This is a genomic window from Kribbella sp. NPDC056951 (assembly GCF_042674205.1).
In the GTDB taxonomy this organism is placed as follows: Bacteria; Actinomycetota; Actinomycetes; order Propionibacteriales; family Kribbellaceae; genus Kribbella; species Kribbella yunnanensis.
The window spans coordinates 204,099-222,964 of sequence record NZ_JBHUQZ010000014.1 but is presented as its reverse complement, the minus strand read 5'-3'; the positions used below and the strand labels follow the sequence as shown (position 1 = coordinate 222,964).

Here is an 18,866-nt window from a genome sequence, read left to right as displayed (position 1 = left end):
ATCAACCGCACCACCTACAAAGCCACCATCACCATCGACATCCTTGACACACCACCCTGACCACTAACTAACCGGCCTTGGGGTGAACCCACCAAATGGGAGGTTCCCGCACCGGATTCCCGGGTGGGAACCTCCGACGTGGTGGGTGCACCCACCAAATGGGTTCGGGATGTCTCGGGTTTGAGACGGAACTGAGGTGGGATCGGGTGTCCACGGGTCGATCCAAGGGGTCCAATGATCGGGTGGATGAGAGCAGCAGTACGGTGATCGTCGGAGTCGGACCGTTGAGCGCGGCCGAGGTCGTCGCGGTGGCGCGGTACGGCGCTCAGGTCCGGATCAGCGACGAGTCGCTCGAGGAGATCGCGAAGTCGCGGGCCGCGATCGAGGCCCTCGCACACGCGGACACCCCGCACTACGGCGTGTCCACCGGGTTCGGGGCACTCGCGACCCGGCACATCGCGCCCGAACTGCGGGCCCAGTTGCAGCGCAGTCTGGTTCGGTCGCACGCTGCCGGCTCGGGGCCCGAGGTCGAGACCGAGGTGGTCCGTGCCCTCGCACTGCTCAGGCTGTCCACGCTCTCCACCGGTCGTACCGGGGTGAAGCTCGAGACGGCTCAGGCGTACGCCGGTCTGTTGAACGCCAAGCTCACTCCGGTCGTGCACGAGTACGGCAGCCTCGGTTGTTCTGGCGACCTCGCGCCGTTGAGCCATGTCGCCCTCGCGGTGATGGGTGAAGGTCAGGTCCGCGATGCCGACGGCAACCTTCGCGACGCCGCCGAGGCACTGCCAGCGCATGGCCTGACACCCGTCGTGCTCGCGGAGAAGGAAGGCCTGGCGCTGATCAACGGCACCGACGGCATGCTCGGCATGCTGGTGCTCGCGCTCGCCGACCTCGACCGGCTCGTGAAGACCGCCGACATCGCCGCCGCGATGAGCGTTGAAGGTCAGCTGGCCACCGACCGCGTCTTCGCCGCCGAACTGCAGGCCCTGCGTCCGCAGCTCGGTCAGGCATCAGCCGCGGCCAACCTCCGGACGATCCTGAAAGACAGCGGCGTCGTCGCCAGCCATCGCGGTCCGGACTGCAACCGCGTCCAGGACGCCTACTCCCTCAGGTGTTCTCCCCAGGTCCACGGCGCTGTCCGTGACACTGCCGCCCACGCCGCGACCGTCGCCGACCGCGAACTCGCCTCCGCGATCGACAACCCCGTCGTACTGCCTGATGGTCGAGTCGAGTCGAACGGCAACTTCCACGGCGCCCCGGTCGGATACGTTCTCGACTTCCTCGCGATTGCCGTGGCCGACCTGGCCAGCATCAGCGAACGCCGTACCGATCGCTTCCTCGACGTCGCCCGCAACCACGGCCTGAACGCCTTCCTGGCCGACGATCCCGGGGTCGACAGCGGTCACATGATCGCGCAGTACACGCAGGCCGCGATCGTCTCCGAGCTGAAGCGGCTCGCCGTACCGGCCAGCGTCGACTCGATCCCGAGCAGCGCGATGCAGGAGGACCACGTCTCGATGGGCTGGTCGGCCGCCCGCAAGCTGCGCAGGTCGATCGACGGGCTCCAGCGAGTGCTCGCGATCGAGATCCTGACCGCCGCGCGCGCCCTCGACCTGCGCGCGCCACTCACTCCCTCCCCGGCCACGGCCGCCGTACGGGATGCCCTGAGGCAGTACGTCGAGGGGCCGGGGACCGACCGTCATCTGGCACCGGAGATCGAGCACTCGGTCCGTCTGGTTGCCGATGGCACCTACCTTACCGACGTCGAGGCCGTCACCGGCCCGCTCCACTAGAAGGGATCACCCATGTCCTCCGGACCCCGTCCTGTACGCGCCGCCCGCGGTACCACCCTGACCGCGCAAGGCTGGCAGCAGGAAGCCGCGCTGCGGATGCTGCAGAACAACCTCGACCCCGAGGTTGCCGAGCACCCCGACGAGCTCGTCGTGTACGGCGGTTCCGGTAAGGCGGCCCGGGACTGGAACTCGTTCGACGCGATGGTGCGCACCCTGACCAACCTGAAGGCCGACGAGACCATGCTGGTCCAGTCCGGCCGTCCGGTCGGGGTCATGCAGACCCACGAATGGGCGCCGCGGGTGCTGATCGCGAACTCGAACCTGGTCGGCGACTGGGCCACCTGGGAGGAGTTCCGCAAGCTCGAGGCGATGGGTCTGACGATGTACGGCCAGATGACGGCCGGCTCGTGGATCTACATCGGCACGCAGGGCATCCTGCAGGGCACGTACGAGACGTTCGCCGCGGTTGCCGCGAAGAAGTTCGGTGGCACGCTGGCCGGGACGATCACGCTGACCGCGGGACTCGGTGGCATGGGTGGCGCGCAACCGCTGGCTGTGACGATGAACGACGGCGTCGCGATCTGCATCGACGTGGACTCCACGCGCATCGACCGACGGATCGAGCACCGCTACCTCGACGTACGGGCATCTTCTGTCGACGAGGCGCTGACGCTCGCCGAGGAGGCGCGTAAAGCAAGGCGTCCGCTGTCGATCGGTGTCCTCGGCAACGCGGCCACGATCGTGCCGGACCTGCTGCAGCGCGGTGCGCCGATCGACATCGTCACCGACCAGACCTCGGCACACGACCCGCTGATGTACCTGCCGGTGGGGATCGAGTTCGGCGATTGGGTGACCGCTCGCGAGAAGGACCCGGCCGGATTCACCGAGCGCGCACAGGAGTCGATGGCGCGGCACGTCGAGGCGATGGTCGGGTTCCAGGACGCCGGTGCCGAGGTGTTCGACTACGGCAACTCGATTCGCGACGAGGCCCGCAAGGCCGGGTACTCGCGGGCGTTCGAGTTCCCCGGGTTCGTACCGGCGTACATCCGGCCGTTGTTCTGTGAAGGCAAGGGCCCGTTCCGATGGGCGGCGCTGTCGGGGAACCCGGCGGACATCGCCAAGACCGACCAGGCGATCCTCGATCTGTTCCCGGACAACGAGCACCTGACTCGCTGGATCAAGATGGCGGGTGAGCGGGTCGCGTTCCAGGGCCTGCCGGCGCGCATCTGCTGGCTGGGTCAGGGCGAGCGGGACAAGGCGGGTGTGCGGTTCAACGACATGGTCGCCTCGGGTGAACTCGAGGCGCCGATCGTGATCGGCCGGGACCACCTGGACACCGGCAGTGTGGCCTCGCCGTACCGCGAGACCGAAGGAATGCTCGACGGCTCGGACGCGATCGCGGACTGGCCGTTGCTGAACGCGATGGTGAACGTCTCGTCCGGCGCGTCGTGGGTGTCGATCCACCATGGCGGCGGCGTCGGCATCGGCCGGTCCATCCATGCCGGCCAGGTGTCGGTTGCCGATGGCACCGATCTGGCCCGGCAGAAGCTGGAGCGAGTGCTCACGAACGACCCGGCCATGGGCGTGATCCGCCATGTCGACGCCGGTTACGACATTGCCGAACGAGTCGCCGCCGAACGTGGGGTCCGGGTCCCGATGCGGGAGTCCTGAACACCGGCTGCGACCGGCTAAATCCCTACCGTTATGGTGCACTTTCCCGCGGACCGAGATTCCCCCAGATCACGTGGCAAGACGATCTCGGTCCGCTAGGGTCAATCGGGCGACCGACGACAAGCGCGAAAGGGCGCCATGATCGAGTTCAAGGACGTCACCAAGAGGTATCCGGACGGCACCGTCGCCGTCGACAACCTGTCTCTGCGGATCCCGAGCCACGAGATCACCGTGTTCGTCGGACCCTCCGGCTGCGGCAAGACCACCTCGCTCCGGATGATCAACCGCACCATCGAGCGCACCAGCGGCACGATCTCGATCGACGGCGAGGACATCAACACCAAGGACCCCGTCACGTTGCGGCGCGGCATCGGCTACGTGATCCAGAACGCCGGCCTGTTCCCACACAAGACCGTGGTGGAGAACGTGGCCACCGTGCCGAAGCTGCTCGGCTGGGACAAACGCAAAGCACGCAGTACGGCGATGGAGCTGCTCGAGCGGGTCGGTCTCGACCTCAAACTCGCCGAGCGGTACCCCGCCCAGCTGTCCGGTGGTCAGCAGCAACGAGTCGGCGTGGCCCGGGCGCTCGCGGCCGACCCGCTGGTGATGCTGATGGACGAGCCGTTCAGCGCCGTCGACCCGATCGTGCGCAACCAGCTGCAGGAGGAGCTGCTGCGGCTGCAACGCGACATCGGCAAGACGATCGTGTTCGTCACCCACGACATCGACGAAGCGATCAAGCTCGGTGACAACGTCGCCGTACTGCGCGTCGGTGGCAAGCTCGCCCAGTTCGCACCGCCGGCGGAGTTGCTGGCCAACCCGGTCGACGACTTCGTCGAGAGCTTCATCGGCAAGGACCGCGGTTACCGCGCACTGACGTTCGTGACCGCCGACGAGCTGCGACTGGCCGACGTACCGGCTGAGCTCGCGCGGGCCGAGGACGGGTCGCCGGTGGGTTGGCAGAACGGTTCGGGCAAGGTCGAGCCGATCGGCGCGACCTTCCAGCGGGGCGACTCGTTGCGGGCCGCGCTCGACGCCGTACTGACGTCACCGGTCGGCAAGGGCGTCTGCGTTGACGAAGCGGGTAAAGCGGTCGGCGTGATCGAGTACGCGGCCCTGGCAGAGGCCTTCCGCTCATGAAGTGGGTCGGCGACAACTGGCCGCTGATCTGGGAACAGTTGCGCGAGCACCTTTATCTGGCGCTGGTGCCGATGGTCCTCGGGCTGCTCATCTCGTTGCCTCTCGGGTACGTCGCCACTCGCTATGCGCGGTTGGCGAACCCGCTGATCGCGATCGGTGGCGTGCTGTATTCGCTGCCGTCGATCGCGTTGTTCATCGCGATGCCGGCGGTGATCGGGACCCAGATCCTGTCGCCGCTGAACATCATCATCGCGCTCACGATCTACGCGGTCGCGCTGCTGATCCGGAACGTGATCGACGGACTCCGCTCCGTACCCGAAGATGTTCGGCAGGCCGCAGTGTCGGTGGGCTATGGCACGCTGCGAAGAGTGCTGACCATCGACCTGCCGATCGCGATCCCGGTGATCTTCACCGGCCTGCGCGTCGTCACGGTCGCGAACATCTCGATGGTCAGCGTCGGCGCGATCATCGGTATCGGCGGGCTGGGCGAGTTGTTCACGCAGGGCTTCCAGAACAGCTTCCTGACGCCGATCGTGGTCGGCATCGTCGCGTCCTTGGCGCTGGCGCTGCTCTGTGACGTGTTGCTGGTCGGGTTGCAGCGAGTGCTCACACCGTGGGCTCGCGCGACGTCCCCGCTGAAGGATGCGATCTCATGATCCAGGGCCTCTTCGACTTCCTCGGTACCGCGGCGAACTGGTCGGGCTCCGAAGGCATCCCCACCCGGCTCGCGGAGCACATCTACTACACGTTGCTGTCGCTGCTGATCTCCGGCGTCATCGCGTTCCCGGTCGGGCTGCTGATCGGGCACACCCGGCGTGGAGCGTTCCTCGCGATCAACCTGGTCAACGCCTGGCGGGCGCTGCCGACGCTCGGTCTGCTCACGCTGATCGTGCTGCTGATCGGGATCGGGCAGGTGCCGGTGATCATCGCGCTGGTGGTGCTCGGCATTCCCCCGATCCTCGCTTCGACGTACGCCGGAGTGTCAGGTGTCGACCGGAACACCATCGACGCGGCCCGCGGGATGGGCATGACCGGGCGCGAGATCCTCACCAAGGTGGAGATCCCGATCGCGCTGCCGCTGATCATCTCCGGGCTGCGCAGCGCGACCCTGCAGATCGTCTCGACCGCGACCGTGGCGGCCTTCGTCGCACTCGGCGGGCTGGGGCGCTACGTGATCGACGGGCTCGGTGTCCGGGACTTCCCGCAGATGCTGGCCGGCGCCGTACTGGTCGCGCTGCTCGCGATCGTGCTCGACCTGCTCTTCGCCCTGATCGCCCGCTACGCGGTCTCGGCCGGACTCACCGGCCGGCTGCGCCGCAACACCAAGACTTCCACTGCACCGGCACCGGCCGGCGCGAACTGAACGGACCCTGGAGGATCCCGTGTTCAGAAGAACCTTCATCCGCAGTGCCATCGCCGCGTCGGCCGTGTTCGCCCTCGCGGCCTGCGGAGGAAACGGCGGCGGCGACCCGCTGTCCCCCGGTGGCGACGCCGGCGGCGGCAAGGCGCCGGACAAGGTCGACTCGATCACGGTCGGGTCGGCCAACTTCCCGGAGAGCCAGCTGCTCGCCGAGATCTACGGCCAGGCGCTGGCCGCCAAGGGCATCAAGGTGACCAAGAAGCTCAACATCGGCGCCCGCGAGGTCTACATGGCCGCCATCCAGGACAAGTCGATCGACCTGCTCCCGGAGTACACCGGCGCGACCCTGGTCTACTTCAAGAAGGACGCCACCGAGAACGAGGCCGAGGCCGTCTACAAGGCGATCCCCGGTGTCCTGCCGTCCGGTCTCGAGGTGCTGGACAAGTCGCCGGCCACCGACGAGGACGCGGTCGTGGTCACCAAGGCGACCGCCGACAAGTACTCGCTGAAGTCGATCGCCGACCTGAAGCCGGTCGCCAAGGACCTGGTCGCCGGTGGCGGACCCGAGTTCAAGACCCGCAAGGCGGGCGTGGCCGGGATGAAGGACGTCTACGGCATCGAGTTCAAGGAGTTCAAGTCGCTCGACCCGGGCGGCCCGCTGAGCCTCGACGCGCTGCTGAAGAACCAGATCCAGGTCACCCAGTTCTTCACCACCCAGTCGGCGATCAAGGACAACAACCTGGTCGTCCTGGACGACCCGCAGCACATCCACCTGCCGAACAACGTCGTCCCGCTGATCCGCACCGACCACAAGAGCCCCGACGTAGCCACCACCCTGAACGCCATCCAGGCCAAGCTCACCACCGAAAGCCTGACCGACATGGTGAAGCGCATCGGCGGCGGCTCCGAAAGCGCCGACGCGGTAGCCAAGGACTGGCTGTCGAAGAACCCGCTGTCTTGAGTTTCGAAACCCTGTGGGCGGACCAGTCCGCCATCGGCCGTAACCCCGAAACCGGCGGTTACACCCGAGGCGGCTGGACCCCCACCGAACGCGAAGCCACCACCTGGTTCCTGGACGAATGCGCCGCCCGCGATTTGACGGTGGAATCCGATGGCATAGGCAACCTCGTCGCCTGGTGGGAGCCCACCGGGGGGTACGCCAGCCAGGCGCCCAACGGCACCACCGGGTCGGGCTCTGCGGGGACTCCTACCACCCCATCACCCGGCGGGGAGCCGGCCGGAGGGCCGGCTGCTCGCCGGGGAGTCGTGACCGGGAGTCACCTTGATTCGGTGATTGATGGGGGTGCTTTCGACGGGCCGCTGGGGGTGGTTTCGGCGTTGGCGGCTGTTGATCTGCTCAGGGCTCAGGGGTTCGAACCTTCCGTGCCTATTGGTGTGGGAGCGTTTGTGGAGGAGGAGGGGTCCCGGTTCGGGATGCCTTGTCTGGGGTCTCGGATTGCTGCTGGGGTTCTGTCGGCTGAGAAGGCTTTGGCGTTGACGGACCGGCAGGGTGTTTCGTTGGCTCAGGCGCTGGAGCTGGCCGGGACTGACCCGGCTGGCGTAGGACCGTCTCCGTTGCTCGAGCGGATGGGGACGTTTGTTGAACTGCATGTCGAGCAAGGCCGTGGGCTGACAGCACCAGTGGGTGTCGCCAGTTCCATCTGGCCGCATGGGCGGTACCGCTTCACGTTCGAGGGTGAGGCGAACCATGCCGGCACCACGCTGATGGAGGATCGGCACGATCCGATGCTCACCTACGCGATGACGGCCCTCGCCGCCAACAAACAAGCCCGTCTCGCCGGCGCCCGCGCCACCTTCGGCCGACTCTCGATCGAGCCGAACGGGACAAACGCCGTACCGTCCCGCGTGATCGCCTGGCTGGATGCCCGGGCCGCCGACGACGCCACCCTGGAGTCGTTGCTAACAGCAATCACCCGGCAAGCGGTCGAGCGGGCTGAACGCGACGGTACGACGGTGGCCGTCGTACCGGAGTCGGTTTCCCCGATCGTCGACTTCCCGGCCGGTCTGCGGGACCGCCTGGTCGGCGTACTGGATGGCGCCCCCGTCCTCCCGACCGGCGCCGGCCACGACGCCGGGGTGTTCTCGGCGGCCGGGATTCCGACCGCCATGCTCTTCGTTCGGAACCCGACCGGCATCTCGCATTCGCCGGCCGAGTTCGCCGAAGAGGACGACTGTCTGGCCGGCGTCGAGGCGCTGGCCGCCGTACTGAAGGATCTCGCGCAGTGACGTCGTACTGGTGCTCGACCGCACTCCTCCCCACCGGCGTCGCGTCGGGCGTCCTGGTGACCGTGGCCGACGGCCGCATTACCGCGGTCTCGGTCGACGCGCAGCCCGGTGATGCTGTGCGGCTCAACGGCCTCGTGATCCCCGGCCTCGCGAACTGCCACAGTCACGCGTTCCACCGCGCGCTCCGCGGTCGCACGCAGACCGAGCGCGGTACCTTCTGGACCTGGCGCGAGCAGATGTACGCCGTCGCGTCCGCCCTGACCCCGGATTCGTACTACGAGCTCGCGCGCGCCGTGTACGGCGAGATGCTCCTGACCGGAATCACTGCGGTCGGCGAGTTCCACTACCTGCACCATGCACCGGGCGGCCGTCGGTACGACGACCCGAACGCGATGGGCGCGGCCCTGATCGCCGCCGCACGCGATGTCGGCCTGCGCATCACCCTGCTCGACACCTGCTACATCGCAGGCGGAATCGACCAACCGCTCAACGAGGTGCAGCAGCGATTCAGCGACGGCGATGCCGCCTCCTGGGCCGCGCGCGTCTCGGCGCTGAAGGGCGCCGACGATGTGGTCATCGGTGCCGCCGCGCACTCGATCCGCGGCGTTCCGCAGGATCAGCTCGGGGCGGTCGCTTCCGCGTTTCCCGACGTACCGCTGCATATTCACCTGTCCGAACAGGTCGCCGAGAACGCAGCCTGCCTCGAGGCGTACGGGCGGACGCCGTCGCAGGTGCTCGACGAGGCCGGGTTCCTGAGCGGCCGGACGAGCGCGGTCCACGCGACTCACCTGACCGGCGTCGACATCGGCCTGCTCGGGAGCTCCGCGACGTACTCATGCTTCTGCCCCACCACCGAACGCGACCTAGCCGACGGCATCGGCCCGTCTGTGGCGCTGCGCGATGCCGGGTCGCGGCTGACGCTTGGTTCGGACAGTCACGCGGTCATCGACTTGTTCGAGGAGATGCGCGCGGTCGAGCTGGATGAGCGGTTGTCATCGCAAGAACGCGGACACTGGTCAGCGCCCGAGCTTCTCACCGCCGCAACCGTGGACGGTCACCGCTCGATCGGTTTCGCCGACGCCGGCCGCATCGAGGTAGGCGCCCGCGCCGACCTGGTCGCGGTCCGGCTCGACAGCATCCGTACTGCGGGAACCGGTGGAACCGTGGAGACCGCAGTCTTCGCCGCGTCGGCCGCCGACGTCACCGACGTGGTGTCGGACGGACGCCATTTGGTTGCTGACGGCAAGCACATTGCGTTGGATGTCGCCGCTGAGTTGGCCGCCTCGATCGCTGCGGTGACCACAGCTCGACCCTGATTGGACTGATGACTTCATGACCTCTCTTCTCGTGACCGGGATCGGTTCGCTCGTCACCAACGACCCGTCCCATGGCGGGCTGCTCGGCGAGATTCTCGATGCCGCGCTGGTGATCGAGGGCAGCACGATCGCGTGGGTCGGCCCGCGTACCGCCGCACCCGTTGCTGACAACGCGATCGACGTGGCCGGGCGCGCCGTGATCCCCGGGTTTGTCGACTCGCACTCGCATCTCGTCTTCGCGGGTGACCGGGCCGAGGAATTCGCGGCCCGGATGACAGGAACGCCGTACTCGGCAGGTGGCATCCGAACCACGGTCGCGGCCACTCGGCAGGCAACCGATGAGCAGCTGACCGCGAATGTCGCCCGGCTTGTGACCGAGATGCGGCGGCAGGGGACGACGACGGTCGAGATCAAGTCCGGGTACGGGCTGACGGTTGCGGACGAGGCGCGGGCGCTGGAGATCGCGCGTCAGTTCACCGACGAAACGACGTACCTGGGTGCGCATGTTGTGCCGGCCGATTACGCCGACGGCCCGGCGGGCTACGTCGACCTGGTGACCGGGTCGATGCTGGATGCCGTTGCAGCACACGCGAAATGGATCGACGTCTTCGTCGAACGCGGCGCCTTCGACGAGGACCAGGCCCGCACGATCCTGCAGGCCGGTATCGCCCGCGGCCTCCAACCGCGAGTCCACGCCAACCAGCTCGGCGAAGGCCCCGGCGTCCAACTGGCCTGCGAACTAGGCGCCGCAGCAGCCGACCACTGCACCTACCTCACCGACGCCGACATCGACGCCCTAGCCCAAACAGGCGTCGTCGCCGGCCTCCTCCCGGCCATCGAGTTCTCCACCCGATCGCCGTACCCCAACGCCCGCCGCCTCATCGACGCCGGCGTCACCGTAGCCCTAGCCACCGACTGCAACCCCGGCTCCGGTTACTCCTCGTCAATCCCCTTCTGCATCGCCCTGGCAGTCCGCGAAATGCACATGACCCCCGCCGAAGCCCTCTGGTCCGCCACCGCCGGAGGCGCCAAGTCCCTCCGCCGTACCGACGTAGGCCACCTGACCCCCGGCGCCCAAGCCAACCTGGCCATCCTCGACGCCCCCACCTACCTACACCTCGCCTACCGCCCCGGCGTACCGCTGGTGGCGCAGACCTACGTGGCCGGCCGACCGGTGTAGGCGCGGACCCAAACGCCATCACAACTGTCACCCAGCCAGGCTTGCCCCGCGTAGAGCGTTCACGCTGGGCCAATTGTGATGGCCGCTGGGTCCGGCCATCGCGGCGCGGATCGAGGCGACGACCCAGTCGCGGTCGAACATCACGTCCTCCCAGGTGAACCGCAGCAGCCGCCAACCGCGCAGCGTGAGGTTCACGTGCCGACGGCAGTCGCGGGTGAGGGCCTCCCGGCTGCTGTGGAAGGCGAACCCGTCGCACTCTGCGGCGAGCCGCAGTTCACGGTGGCCGAGGTCGATGCGTGCGAAGAACTCGTCGTCCTGAACGACGACCTGCAACTCGAAGCCGTGGATGCCGTTCTCGATCAGGATCGACCGGAACACGGATTCCAGCGGCGACTCGGCCCGCCCGTCCGCGGCCGCCGCGACCCGTCCGGCTCGTCGGCAGCCGGGGCCGGTGAGCTCGGCGGCGGCCACCATCAGCTGGGACCGGTCCACCATTCCGAGGCGCAGCGCGGAGTCCGCGACCGTGAGTCCGGCCTCGAACGGCAGGGTGCGCGCGCAGTCCAGCACGGTTCGGAGCTTGCTGGTGACGCGACCGTCGGACGCGACGTCGTCGGCCCAATGCAATCGGCAGGGCACCGGGCTCGGGCGGCGATGCTGGCCACGGGGGATCGTGATCTGCGGCTTGTCCGGTAGTTCGAGCACCGACATGCCGTGCAGCACGGCGGCGCTCTCGTGCGAGACCACGCCACCTTGGGCTCGCGCGGCGGCGAGTGGATCGGGGAGCGGCGGGAGGGCGTAGACCCCGCGCGCGATCCGTCTGATCAGTCCGTCGGCCAGCGCCGTACGAATCGCACCCCTGGACACCACCCCGCGCAGCTCGCGAAAGCTCGCCGTACCCGCTCGCCGCCGCAGCACTCCCACCACATCGGTCATCCCTCGATGCTGACCGATCTCGGCGACTGCCGTTCGCAGTTATCCACAGGCGGACCCAGAGGCCATCACAACTGAACGCCCGCGGCCCCCGCCCGCGGGGAGGGAGCTCGGAGCGCCATTTGTGATGGCGTGCAGGTTCGGATAACCACCTGCAGATCCGAGCTGCGTCCGCCACGCTGGGGGTATGGACATTCAGAGGCGGTTGAAGATGGCGTTTCGGTGGCGGGCTGATCGGGGGGTTTGAAGGTGTTCGGCTGACGTCACTGGGTGGTGGCGGGATGCTGGGTTGTTGCGGGAGATCGGGCCGGCGTTGGCGGGGTTGTACGGGGAAGTGCCGACGGTTGTGGTCGGGCCGGTTTCTCGGGGGTCGTTGGTGGGGGCGGTGACTGCGGTGGCGTTGGGCGTGGGGTTCGTGGAGATGCGGAAGAACGCGGCGCCGGCGATGGACAGTGATCGGTGGGTACGGCGGACTGCCGGGCCCGACTACCGGGATCGGCAGCTCGAGTTCGGGTTTCGGCGGGCTTTGATTCGGCCGGCCGATCGGGTGTTGATGGTGGACGACTGGGCGGAGACGGGGATGACCGCTCGGGTGGCTCGAGAACTGGTGGTCGATTGCGGGGCGCGGTGGATCGGGGCGGCGTGCATTGTCGACGGGTTGTCGGATCCGCGGTTGCGGCATGACTTGCCGCTGAAGGGGCTGCTGGACGTTCGGCAGCTGTAGGACGAGGGGCCTGCCGCCCTGGTGTGCCCTGCTGAGTCGCGGGGCGGCAGGCCTGGTCGTCAGCCGGCGGAGCGGAGCTCGGTGAGGACCTGCTCGGCGGTGCGGAGGGACTCGGTCTGCTTCGAGACCGGGGAGGAGTCCTCCAGGCCGGAGGCGACGGTTCCGTTCTTGTTCACGACCAGGAGGCCGCTCTGGTTGGTGAGGACGTAGCCGTCGTGGTTGAACTCTGGGGCGATCTTGGTCAGGACCAGGATCACGTCCGAGCCGACGCGCGGCGTCTGCCGTTGTTCGACGACGATGGGAGAGCCGCTGATCTCGGTCAGCAGTGCGAAGTCGACTTCCTTCGCCTGTACGCCGCGGACGTGGTCGGTGACCTGGGTGGTGAAGACCGTGTACTTCGCGGTCGGGTCGCCCTTGGCGAGCAGGACGTCCTTCTTGGCCTTGGTGATCTTGCCGCGGACGACCAGGTCGGAGGCGGTGGCGAGTTGCTTGAGGTCGGCGCCGGCCAGGTTGTCGTCGGTGTCCGTGTTCGCCTCCGTGCCGTCGGTGTGCTGGTAGAGGGAGCGGTCGTTGTGCTGGTGGGTGGCGTGGTCGTGGTCCGCGGCCGCGGGGGTCGCGTCAGAGCCACAGCCGACCAGGGCTGCGGACAGTGCGAGGGCACCGAGCGCAGCGGCGATCTTCGAATGGGTGTTCATCGGAGTTCTCCTTTCCGCCGGGCTCAGTAGTTCGCGTTGATGGAGTCTTTGTCGTGCTGGTCGAAGTACGTGACGATCGGCGGCGCGGCGCCGGACGCCATACAGGTCGAGTTGACGCCGTCGCGGTGGCCGAGGCCGGCCACATGACCGAACTCGTGGGTCGCGGTCTTGCGCCACTGGGTCGTGGTGCCGATCGTGCGGCCGTTGAGCTTGACCGACTTCGACGCGCAGCGCGATCCGGACCAGGCGTTGCAGGAGGTCAGGCCGTACCAGCTGTCCGGATAGCTGGTGGCGTACGACGAGACGTTGTAGGAGCCAGGGCAGTGGACACTGCTGGCGTTGACCTCGGTGGCACTGACTTGGCTGATCGCGTAGTGCGAGCCGTTCTGGCCGTCGGTCCATCCGGAGACGCAGACGCTCCAGGTGCGGGTGTTCAGGATTCCACTGGCCGCGCCACGGCCGTGGCCGGCCATGGCAGCGGGTGCGGTGAGCACCGTCGTACTGATCAGGATGACCGAGCCGACGGCGATCGAGCGCAGGGTGAAGTGGCGGAAGTTCATGCGGGACTACCCCCTTCGAGGTGCCGAGATTGGGCGTTCAGGGCACGTCGCAAAAGCCTCCTGGGGCAGCCGTGAGGCGTCAATGGGAAACGGAGGTCTTTCCCGGTTTTCCGCAGATTTTCGGGGGTCTACAGCTCCTTGACCAGTAGGGCCATGGTGCCGCCGCTCGGGTTCGGGCGGGTGCCTACCTGGGTGTAGCCGCGGGCGGTGTGGAAGGCGAGGGCGGAGGTGTCGGCCAGGTCGGAACGGACCCGGGTGACGACCCGGGCGAAGGGTTGGGCGGCGCGTTCGATGGCACGGTAGACGGTGGAGGCGACGCCCTGACGGCGGCGGTCGGCATCGACGACGATGCGGTCGACGAACAGGAACTGGTCGGCGTAGTTCGTGGTGAACCAGCCGTACTCCAGGCCGTCGTAGGCCGATCCCGGGGTGAAGGTGAGGACGAAGCCGATCGGGCGGCCGTCGTCCTCGACGACCACGGCATGGGCCGCGATCAGTCGGAGCCAGTCGAGGCGGTCGAGGCCCAGGGGGTCGACCAGTCCGTCCGCGGTGGCGTTGAGGGCGAGCACCGACGCGTAATCGGCAGGAACGAGCGGGCGGAGTTTCACCTGGTCAGCGTCCCATGGAAGGCCCATTCCAGGGAGGGGTTCCCCTGGCCGGACCCCGGCCCGGACCCCGAAATCCGGGATCGCCCTTGGGAATGACCTGGAGCCTGTGCAATGTTGAGTCCAGTGAACTCAAGTTTGTTCAGTCACGGATTTGAATACCGGGCGACCGAACGGCAACATTGAGTCTGTATCACTCAACTCGTGGAGGTAAAGCATGGCCCGCGCGGTCGGTATCGATCTCGGTACGACGAACTCCGTCATCGCCGTACTGGAAGGTGGCGAGCCCACCGTCATCCCCAACGCCGAGGGAGCGCGCACGACGCCCTCGGTGGTCGCCTTCGCCAAGAACGGCGAGGTCCTGGTCGGCGAGGTGGCCAAGCGCCAGGCCACCACGAACGTGGATCGCACCATCCGCTCCGTCAAGCGCCACATGGGCGAGGACTGGAGCGTGGACATCGACGGCAAGAAGTTCAACCCGCAGCAGATCAGCGCCTTCGTGCTGCAGAAGCTGAAGCGGGACGCCGAGGCGTACCTCGGGGAGCAGGTCACGGACGCGGTCATCACCGTGCCGGCCTACTTCTCCGACGCGCAGCGCCAGGCGACCAAGGAGGCCGGCGAGATCGCGGGCCTGAAGGTGCACCGGATCGTCAACGAGCCGACCGCCGCCGCGCTGGCCTACGGCCTGGACAAGGGCACCGAGCAGACCATCCTGGTCTTCGACCTCGGTGGTGGCACGTTCGACGTGTCGCTGCTGGAGATCGGTGACGGCGTCTTCGAGGTGAAGGCGACCAGCGGTGACAACCACCTCGGTGGTGACGACTGGGACGCGCGGATCGTGCAGTGGCTGGTGACCCAGTTCAAGAACAAGAACGGCACTGACCTGTCCGGCGACAAGATGGCCATGCAGCGCCTCACCGAGGCCGCCGAGAAGGCCAAGATCGAGCTGTCGTCCGCGGCCGAGACCAGCATCCACCTGCCGTACCTGAGCCTGACCGACTCCGGCCCGCTGCACCTGGAGGAGAAGCTCTCCCGGGCCGAGTTCCAGAAGCTCACCACCGACCTGCTCGAGCGGGCCCGCGCGCCGTTCAAGGCCGTCATCAAGGACGCCGGCGTGGACGTGTCGAAAGTCGACCACGTCATCCTCGTCGGTGGCTCCACCCGGATGCCCGCCGTGGCCGAGCTGGTCAAGGAGCTGACCGGTGGCAAGGACCCGAACAAGGGTGTGAACCCGGACGAGGTCGTCGCCGTCGGCGCCTCCCTGCAGGCCGGTGTGCTGAAGGGTGAGGTCAAGGACGTCCTGCTGCTCGACGTGACCCCGCTGAGCCTGGGCATCGAGACCAAGGGTGGCGTGTTCACCAAGATCATCGAGCGCAACACCACGATCCCGACCAAGGGTTCGGAGATCTTCACCACCGCCGAGGACAACCAGCCGTCGGTGATGATCCAGGTCTACCAGGGTGAGCGCGAGATGGCCCGCGACAACAAGTCGCTCGGCAACTTCGAGCTGACCGGCCTGCCGCCGGCGCCGCGGAACGTGCCGCAGATCGAGGTCACCTTCGACATCGACGCGAACGGCATCGTGCACGTGAACGCCAAGGACCTGGCCACCGGCAAGGAGCAGCGGATGACGGTGACCGGTGGCTCCGCGCTGCCGAAGACCGACATCGACCAGATGGTCCGCGACGCCGAGCAGTACGCCGAGGAGGACCGCAAGCGCCGCGAGGCCGTCGAGTCCCGCAACCAGTCCGAGGGCCTGGTCTACCAGACCGAGAAGTTCCTGTCCGAGAACGAGGACAAGGTCCCGGACGACGTCAAGACCGAGGTCAAGGACGGCGTCGCGGAGCTGAAGAAGGCGCTCGAGGGCACCGACGACGAGGCCATCAAGGCCGCGTCGGAGAAGCTGTCGCAGTCCAGCCAGAAGATGGGCGCCGCGATGTACGCGAACGCCCAGGCCGCGGGCGGGTCCGAGGACGGCGCGTCGGCTGACGACCAGGCCAAGGCGGACAACAACGACGACGACGTCGTCGACGCCGAGATCGTGGACGAGGACCGGCCGCAGGACAAGAAGGCGGAGGACAAGTGACGGATCGACCCACAGGCGGCGAGTTCGGCGACGGTGACCCCGTCGTCCGGGACAAGCGCCGGATCGACCCGGAGACCGGTGACGTGCGGGAGCCTGCTGACCAGGCTCCCGCGGGAGTTCCGGACGACGTGTCGTCGCTGACCGGTCCGTCGGCCCAGGAAGCCCTGCTCACCGAGGCCCTCTCGGAGCGTACGGCGGACCTGCAGCGGCTGCAGGCGGAGTACGTGAACTACAAGCGCCGGGTGGACCGGGACCGGGAGGCGAGCCGCGAGCTCGTCATCGGCACCGTGCTCACCGAGCTGCTCGGGATCCTGGACGACGTCGGCCGCGCCCGCGAGGCGGGCGAGCTCGAAGGCGCGTTCAAGGCGGTCTCGGAATCGCTGGAGCGGGTCACCGAGAAGCTCGGCCTGGTGAAGTTCGGCGAGCCCGGCGACGCGTTCGACCCACGCATCCACGAGGCGCTGCTGCACAACTACTCCGACGAGGTCGACGGCCCGACCGCGACCATGGTGATGCAGCCGGGCTACCGGCACGGCGAGCGGATCCTGCGGGCGGCCCGGGTGGCCGTCTCGGAGCCGACAGAGAAGCTGCCGGAAGCCCCGGCAGAGAGCACGGCAGATGACGAACAGGCTGCGGACAAGTCCGAGTAGCGGGAGGGGAGGCGTCGAGTGAGCACGAAGGACTGGATAGAGAAGGATTTCTACAAGGTCCTCGGCGTCTCCAAGACCGCCGAGCAGGACGAGATCAAGAAGTCGTACCGCAAGCTGGCGCGGAAGTACCACCCGGACTCCAATCAGGGTGACGCCTCCGCGGAGGCGAAGTTCAAGGAGGTCTCCGAGGCGTACGACGTGGTCGGGGACACCAAGAAGCGCAAGGAGTACGACGAGGCGCGGCGGCTGTTCGGCAGCGGCGGCTTCCGGATGCCGGGCGGTGGTCAGCAGGGCGGCGGGTTCAACTTCGACGTCGGCGACCTGTTCAACCGTGGTGGCAGCGGTGGCGCGGCCGGGGCCGGTGGCGGTCTGGGCGACATCCTGGGCGGCATGTTCGGTGGTGGTGGACGGTCCTCGACCTCCACGACGACCGCACGGCCGCGGCGTGGGCAGGACATCGAGACCGAGGCGACGATCGAGTTCGCCGAGGCCGTGAACGGTGTCACGGTCGCGCTGCGGATGACCAGTGACGAGCCCTGCAAGACCTGTCGCGGTACCGGAGCGAAGTACGGGACAGTGCCCAAGGTCTGCCTGAAGTGCGAAGGCACGGGCATGCAGACCTCGGTCCAGGGCGGCGTGTTCGCCATGACCGAGCCGTGCACCGAGTGCAAGGGTCGCGGTCTGGTCGTCGACCAGCCGTGCGAGACCTGCCACGGCTCCGGCCGCGGCCAGTCGAGCCGGACCATGCAGGTCCGGATCCCGGCGGGTGTCCAGGACAACCAGCGGATCCGGTTGAAGGGCAAGGGCGCGGCCGGCGAGCGGGGTGGTCCTTCGGGCGACCTCTACGTCACCGTGCACGTCACGCCGCACCGGATCTTCGGCCGGCAGGGCGAGCACCTGACGTTGAGCGTCCCGGTGAGTTTCACCGAGGCGGCCCTCGGCGCCGAGATCAAGGTGCCGACACTCGACGGCCTGCCGGTCACCGTTCGGATTCCGGCCGGTACGGCGAATGGCAGCAAGCTCCGGGTTCGCGGCAAGGGCTCGGTGCGCCGGGACGGCACCAAGGGCGACATGTTGCTGACCCTGGAGGTCCAGGTCCCGCACGAGCTGACCGACGAGCAGCGCACCAAGCTGCAGGAGTTCAGTTCGGCCTCGGACCAGCCTGATCTACGCGCCGGGTTGTTCGGGAGCGCCTGAGATGGGCATCCCGTTCAGCCAGGTACCGACCTGGGACGACCGCACCCCGATCTACGTGATCTCGGTGGCGGCCCAGCTGGCCGGTATGCATCCGCAGACCTTGCGGCAGTACGACCGGCTCGGCCTGGTGGTGCCGAGCCGGGCGTCCGGCCGCGGGCGACGCTATTCGGCGTACGACGTGGCGCGGTTGCGGTATGTGCAGCACCTGTCCCAGGACGAGGGTGTGAACCTGGCGGGAATTCGGCACATCCTCGCGCTACAGTCGGAAGTAGAGGATCTGCGTTCCCGGGTGAACCAGCTCCTGGCAGAGGTTCAGCGGGGGGTGGGCGTCTCGCGACGCAGCACCTCCAGCAGGGTCTTCTCGGCCGGTCCCGCCGGCGACGTGATCGCAATGGGCCGCCAGCAGACCACGACGCGCTGGATCCGCACCCAGCCGCTGGAGCTCGGACCGCGCTGATCCTCGAGCGCTGAGAACCTCAGCGCGCACAACAGAACCACTGGAGGTTCCCCGAACCCCACCCCTCGGGGCCTCCGATCCGGTGGAAGTCGTCGAATCCCCCCTCGACACTTCCACAGCCGGAGTCGCACCCTCCCCCGGGTGTTCTTCGGCCCCCGCGGGGTGGTCCGCTCTACCGGGCCACCCTGCGGCTCTCATCTCTGCTCGTTCATTTGCCGGACACTTGCCTGGTTGGACCGCGACGTACGCTGGCCA

At 67.9% G+C, this 18,866-nt stretch carries 18 protein-coding genes; 14 read left to right on the top strand and 4 right to left on the bottom strand.

Annotated features, from left to right (window positions below; translation table 11 throughout):
* The first annotated feature begins 242 nt into the window (after window positions 1-242).
* From hutH to hutI, 9 genes are all read left to right on the top strand, one after another.
* Complete coding sequence (gene hutH / locus ACFTSF_RS36450) at window positions 243-1,793, top strand: histidine ammonia-lyase (RefSeq protein ID WP_380159545.1); 1,551 nt, start codon at window positions 243-245, stop codon at window positions 1,791-1,793.
* Window positions 1,794-1,805: 12 nt separating this feature from the next.
* The gene (gene hutU, locus ACFTSF_RS36445) at window positions 1,806-3,464 is read left to right on the top strand and encodes a urocanate hydratase (protein WP_344162785.1); all 1,659 of its coding nucleotides are present in this window, start codon (window positions 1,806-1,808) and stop codon (window positions 3,462-3,464) included.
* A gap of 138 nt (window positions 3,465-3,602) precedes the next feature.
* Window positions 3,603-4,604 (top strand): ABC transporter ATP-binding protein, encoded by a 1,002-nt coding sequence (locus ACFTSF_RS36440; protein WP_380159543.1) that lies wholly within the window; start codon window positions 3,603-3,605, stop codon window positions 4,602-4,604.
* On the top strand, window positions 4,601-5,260 hold the full coding sequence (locus ACFTSF_RS36435; protein ID WP_344162779.1) for an ABC transporter permease: 660 nt from the start codon (window positions 4,601-4,603) through the stop codon (window positions 5,258-5,260). Before ACFTSF_RS36440 ends, ACFTSF_RS36435 begins: the two co-directional genes overlap by 4 nt.
* The gene (locus ACFTSF_RS36430; RefSeq protein WP_344162776.1) at window positions 5,257-5,967 is read left to right on the top strand and encodes an ABC transporter permease; all 711 of its coding nucleotides are present in this window, start codon (window positions 5,257-5,259) and stop codon (window positions 5,965-5,967) included. Before ACFTSF_RS36435 ends, ACFTSF_RS36430 begins: the two co-directional genes overlap by 4 nt.
* 19 nt (window positions 5,968-5,986) lie before the next feature.
* The gene (locus ACFTSF_RS36425) at window positions 5,987-6,925 is read left to right on the top strand and encodes an ABC transporter substrate-binding protein (RefSeq protein WP_344162773.1); all 939 of its coding nucleotides are present in this window, start codon (window positions 5,987-5,989) and stop codon (window positions 6,923-6,925) included.
* Window positions 6,922-8,211: an allantoate amidohydrolase gene (locus ACFTSF_RS36420; protein ID WP_380159540.1), complete on the top strand. Its 1,290-nt coding sequence runs from the start codon at window positions 6,922-6,924 to the stop codon at window positions 8,209-8,211. Before ACFTSF_RS36425 ends, ACFTSF_RS36420 begins: the two co-directional genes overlap by 4 nt.
* Entirely contained in the window at window positions 8,208-9,527 is a 1,320-nt protein-coding gene (locus ACFTSF_RS36415) for a formimidoylglutamate deiminase (RefSeq protein ID WP_380159539.1), read from the top strand. Before ACFTSF_RS36420 ends, ACFTSF_RS36415 begins: the two co-directional genes overlap by 4 nt.
* A 16-nt stretch (window positions 9,528-9,543) precedes the next feature.
* Window positions 9,544-10,707, top strand: coding sequence for an imidazolonepropionase (gene hutI, locus ACFTSF_RS36410; protein ID WP_380159538.1), 1,164 nt, complete (start codon window positions 9,544-9,546; stop codon window positions 10,705-10,707).
* A gap of 27 nt (window positions 10,708-10,734) precedes the next feature.
* On the opposite strand, the gene ACFTSF_RS36405 is transcribed toward hutI, so the two are convergent.
* On the bottom strand, window positions 10,735-11,640 hold the full coding sequence (locus ACFTSF_RS36405; protein WP_380159536.1) for a DUF559 domain-containing protein: 906 nt from the start codon (window positions 11,638-11,640) through the stop codon (window positions 10,735-10,737).
* Window positions 11,641-11,971: 331 nt separating this feature from the next.
* On the opposite strand from ACFTSF_RS36405, the gene ACFTSF_RS36400 reads away from it, so the two are divergent.
* Window positions 11,972-12,361: a phosphoribosyltransferase family protein gene (locus ACFTSF_RS36400; protein WP_380159553.1), complete on the top strand. Its 390-nt coding sequence runs from the start codon at window positions 11,972-11,974 to the stop codon at window positions 12,359-12,361.
* A gap of 59 nt (window positions 12,362-12,420) precedes the next feature.
* Here the strand turns inward: ACFTSF_RS36400 and ACFTSF_RS36395 are convergent, their stop codons facing one another.
* From ACFTSF_RS36395 to ACFTSF_RS36385, 3 genes are all read right to left on the bottom strand, one after another.
* Window positions 12,421-13,056, bottom strand: a complete 636-nt coding sequence (locus ACFTSF_RS36395; RefSeq protein WP_344162756.1) for a hypothetical protein — start codon at window positions 13,054-13,056, stop codon at window positions 12,421-12,423.
* 23 nt (window positions 13,057-13,079) lie between these two features.
* A complete protein-coding gene (locus ACFTSF_RS36390) occupies window positions 13,080-13,616 on the bottom strand; it encodes a hypothetical protein (protein ID WP_344162753.1) in 537 nt (178 codons plus the stop codon).
* Window positions 13,617-13,744: 128 nt separating this feature from the next.
* Window positions 13,745-14,224, bottom strand: coding sequence for a GNAT family N-acetyltransferase (locus tag ACFTSF_RS36385; RefSeq protein ID WP_380159534.1), 480 nt, complete (start codon window positions 14,222-14,224; stop codon window positions 13,745-13,747).
* A 214-nt stretch (window positions 14,225-14,438) separates the two neighbouring features.
* Between ACFTSF_RS36385 and dnaK the strand changes: the two genes are divergently transcribed.
* The 4 genes from dnaK to ACFTSF_RS36365 are packed head-to-tail and all read left to right on the top strand — an operon-like array spanning window position 14,439 to window position 18,611.
* A complete protein-coding gene (gene dnaK, locus ACFTSF_RS36380) occupies window positions 14,439-16,307 on the top strand; it encodes a molecular chaperone DnaK (protein WP_380159532.1) in 1,869 nt (622 codons plus the stop codon).
* Entirely contained in the window at window positions 16,304-16,957 is a 654-nt protein-coding gene (grpE, locus tag ACFTSF_RS36375) for a nucleotide exchange factor GrpE (protein WP_344162744.1), read from the top strand. Before dnaK ends, grpE begins: the two co-directional genes overlap by 4 nt.
* An 18-nt stretch (window positions 16,958-16,975) precedes the next feature.
* Window positions 16,976-18,154, top strand: a complete 1,179-nt coding sequence (gene dnaJ / locus ACFTSF_RS36370) for a molecular chaperone DnaJ (protein WP_380159530.1) — start codon at window positions 16,976-16,978, stop codon at window positions 18,152-18,154.
* Between the two features lies 1 nt (window position 18,155).
* The gene (locus ACFTSF_RS36365) at window positions 18,156-18,611 is read left to right on the top strand and encodes a heat shock protein transcriptional repressor HspR (protein WP_344162739.1); all 456 of its coding nucleotides are present in this window, start codon (window positions 18,156-18,158) and stop codon (window positions 18,609-18,611) included.
* The last annotated feature ends 255 nt before the right edge of the window (window positions 18,612-18,866 follow it).

What these genes read in the sequence shown, in the direction of transcription:
- ACFTSF_RS36405 (WP_380159536.1), bottom strand. Translation starts at nt 11,640, where the DNA reads ATGACCGATGTGGTGGGAGTGCTGCGGCGGCGAGCGGGTACGGCGAGC.
- dnaK (WP_380159532.1), top strand. Translation starts at nt 14,439, where the DNA reads ATGGCCCGCGCGGTCGGTATCGATCTCGGTACGACGAACTCCGTCATC.
- ACFTSF_RS36390 (WP_344162753.1), bottom strand. Translation starts at nt 13,616, where the DNA reads ATGAACTTCCGCCACTTCACCCTGCGCTCGATCGCCGTCGGCTCGGTC.
- ACFTSF_RS36435 (WP_344162779.1), top strand. Translation starts at nt 4,601, where the DNA reads ATGAAGTGGGTCGGCGACAACTGGCCGCTGATCTGGGAACAGTTGCGC.
- ACFTSF_RS36395 (WP_344162756.1), bottom strand. Translation starts at nt 13,056, where the DNA reads ATGAACACCCATTCGAAGATCGCCGCTGCGCTCGGTGCCCTCGCACTG.
- ACFTSF_RS36440 (WP_380159543.1), top strand. Translation starts at nt 3,603, where the DNA reads ATGATCGAGTTCAAGGACGTCACCAAGAGGTATCCGGACGGCACCGTC.
- ACFTSF_RS36365 (WP_344162739.1), top strand. Translation starts at nt 18,156, where the DNA reads ATGGGCATCCCGTTCAGCCAGGTACCGACCTGGGACGACCGCACCCCG.
- ACFTSF_RS36430 (WP_344162776.1), top strand. Translation starts at nt 5,257, where the DNA reads ATGATCCAGGGCCTCTTCGACTTCCTCGGTACCGCGGCGAACTGGTCG.
- hutU (WP_344162785.1), top strand. Translation starts at nt 1,806, where the DNA reads ATGTCCTCCGGACCCCGTCCTGTACGCGCCGCCCGCGGTACCACCCTG.
- hutI (WP_380159538.1), top strand. Translation starts at nt 9,544, where the DNA reads ATGACCTCTCTTCTCGTGACCGGGATCGGTTCGCTCGTCACCAACGAC.